Annotated in this window: 2 protein-coding genes; one reads left to right on the top strand and one right to left on the bottom strand. The window is 70.2% G+C overall.

Features of this window, described 5'->3' with window-relative positions; genetic code table 11:
- Positions 1-566: 566 nt before the first annotated feature.
- Positions 567-1,037, bottom strand: a complete 471-nt coding sequence (locus tag AC5L36_RS45295; RefSeq protein WP_441220984.1) for a methylated-DNA--[protein]-cysteine S-methyltransferase — start codon at positions 1,035-1,037, stop codon at positions 567-569.
- 136 nt (positions 1,038-1,173) lie between these two features.
- Here AC5L36_RS45295 and AC5L36_RS45290 point away from each other — a divergent pair, with 136 nt between their 5' ends.
- Positions 1,174-2,295 carry a peptidoglycan recognition protein family protein gene (locus tag AC5L36_RS45290; RefSeq protein WP_441220982.1) on the top strand — a complete coding sequence of 374 codons (1,122 nt, stop codon included), beginning with the start codon at positions 1,174-1,176 and terminating at the stop codon, positions 2,293-2,295.
- The last annotated feature ends 152 nt before the right edge of the window (positions 2,296-2,447 follow it).

Genomic DNA, 2,447 nt, shown 5'->3' with positions numbered 1-2,447 from the left:
GCTGATATAGCGCCCTAACCGTTCTAGATCTCGAAGCTCGCGCCGCGGATGCCGTCTCGGTGGCTACTGGCGGCGACGAAGGCCGCTCGACGCTGTCGCCGCCGACAAGAGGAAAGGCGAGCCCGAAATCCCCGGCCGTCCACTGCCAGCTGCGCGGGACAAGCCCCTACCAACGACATCCTGACGCAGCGTCACCAGCATCGGGGGTCGGGCTTCCAGATCTAGGAGACCTAGGGTTGATATGGCGCCCAAACTCTCCAAGATCTGGCATCGGGATCCTGTTCACACCGCCGCGGCGGTTACCTGTGGTGACAGTGCCTCTGTCCGGTCCGGTGCCGGTCGCCTCGGCACGGGGCATTGTGGACAAACGACCGTGCGCGGGGTGAGCGTGACCAGCGGCGGACGGGTGAGGCCGCGGGAAATGCACCCCAAGAAAACGCTCCGCTGCGCTCCACGTTTCCCCGGGGGCCCCGCGCAGCGGTCGGGACCACGACGGACATCGCGGTAGCTCAAATCTGCCTTTGAATCGAGCCCGCGACCGCGGTAACCCCAACTCCGAAAGGTCTCTAGAACAGCGCGGTCTGTAGCGCGCCCTCCAGCGTCAGCAAGTCGCGCTTGGCGGACAGCCCTCCGGCGTACCCGGTCAGCGAGCCGTCCGCCCCCACCACCCGATGGCACGGCCGCACGATCAGCAGCGGGTTGGCACCCACGGCCGCGGCCACCGCGCGGATGCGGTCGCGTGGTGCGCCCACCCGCTCGGCCAGCGCGCCGTACGTGAGCGTCCGCCCGTACGGGATCTCGTCGAGCGCCGCCCACACCCGCTCCTGGAACGGGGTGCCGGCCGACCGCACCGGCAGCGCGAAGTCGTGGCGTTCGCCGGCGAGGTAGGCGCGCAGCTGGCCGGTCGCCTCCGGGAGGTCGCCGGCGCGCCACGCGGGCTCCGGGCGGCCGAACGTGACGCGGGTCAGCACGCCGCCTTCCCCGGCCAGCAGCAGGGCACCCATGGGCGTGTCGAGGGTCGTGAACACAGTGGACATGCCTACAGCCTGCCCCCGGAAGAGCCGCGATGCTGGCGGGATTCGGACGTGGCGATTGACCGGACACACCGGCGACTGGCAATATCCTTCACGCGTGGTCCAAAGCGTCGGCAAAAACCGCCACCAGGAGCGAGCCATGACCCTCGACCGCCGTACCCTCGTGAAGACCGGTGTCGCCGCGGCCGCCGCCGGCGGCCTGACCATCCCGGCCACCGCCCAGGCCGCGCCGGTGTCCACAAGCGACACCGAGCAGCCGTTCGTCGACCAGATCATCACCGGCACGTCCTGGGCGGCCCGCGCGCCGTCGGGCACGCCCACGCTCAACACCGGCACCACGCAGAAGGTCGTCATCCACCACACGGCCTACCCGAACAGCACCGACTACTCGGTCAACCAGGCGATCTGGCTCGCCCGCGACATCCAAAACCTGCACATGGACGGCAACGGCTGGCTCGACAGCGGCCAGCACTTCACGGTCAGCCGTGGCGGCTTCGTGCTCGAAGGCCGGGCGGGCAGCCTCGCCGCGCTGCGCGGTGGCACCCAGCAGGTCGTCGGCGCCCACTCGCCGGGTGAAAACGGTCGCGCGATCGGCATCGAGAACGAGGGCATCTACGTCGAGGAGGCGCCGCCGCGCTCGCTGCTCACCGGGCTCACCGCGCTCTGCGTGGAGATCTGCCGGCGGTACGGGCTGGGCGCGCACGTCCTCTTCGGACACTGGGACTTTCGCGAGACACAGTGCCCCGGCATCGAGTTCTACAAGCTCTTTCCGCGCGTGCGGCGCGACGTGGCACGCGCGCTGGGCCAGCGTCCGTCGGCGATCCCGGCCCGCACCTGGCCCAACATCCTCTCCCCCAGCACCGGCCCGGTGGTCCGGCTCACCCAGTATCTACTGCGGACACACGGGTACCAGGTGCAGCCGACCGGCACCTTCGATCCCACCACGGTCGCGGCCGTCAACGACTTCCAGGTCGCGCACGGCATGCCGGCCGCCGGGCTGGGCGAGGTGCTCGGCGGCACCTGGGACGCGCTGGTGCCGCCGCTGGACGCGCGGTCGACCGGCGACGCCGTGCTCGGACTACAGAGCATCCTGCGCCCCAAGGGATACCCGGTGGAGCTGACCGGCACGTTCGACGTGGCCACCCGCGACGCCGTGCGTAAGGTGCAACGCCTGCACGGCCTGGAGCCCACCGGGAAAGTCGACCTGGCGACGTGGTGCGCGGTCGCCGGTGGCATCGTGCGCCAGGAGTTTCAGCGCTGAGGCCGCCGGCGACCGCGAAAACAACAAACCGCAAAACAACAAGACGTCAGGACGCCGGCTCACCCGACGGCACCGGGATGGCCACGCCGCTGTTGACCGGGGTGCCGAAGTTGGGCGTGCCGTCCGCGTTCCAGGTGAACTTCTGCGCCCGC

Source organism: Phytohabitans sp. LZ39 (genome assembly GCF_059359075.1).
Note: the sequence above shows the minus strand (reverse complement) of the source record. Positions and strands in the feature narration are given on the sequence as shown.

What these genes read in the sequence shown, in the direction of transcription:
- AC5L36_RS45295 (WP_441220984.1), bottom strand. Translation starts at nt 1,037, where the DNA reads ATGTCCACTGTGTTCACGACCCTCGACACGCCCATGGGTGCCCTGCTG.
- AC5L36_RS45290 (WP_441220982.1), top strand. Translation starts at nt 1,174, where the DNA reads ATGACCCTCGACCGCCGTACCCTCGTGAAGACCGGTGTCGCCGCGGCC.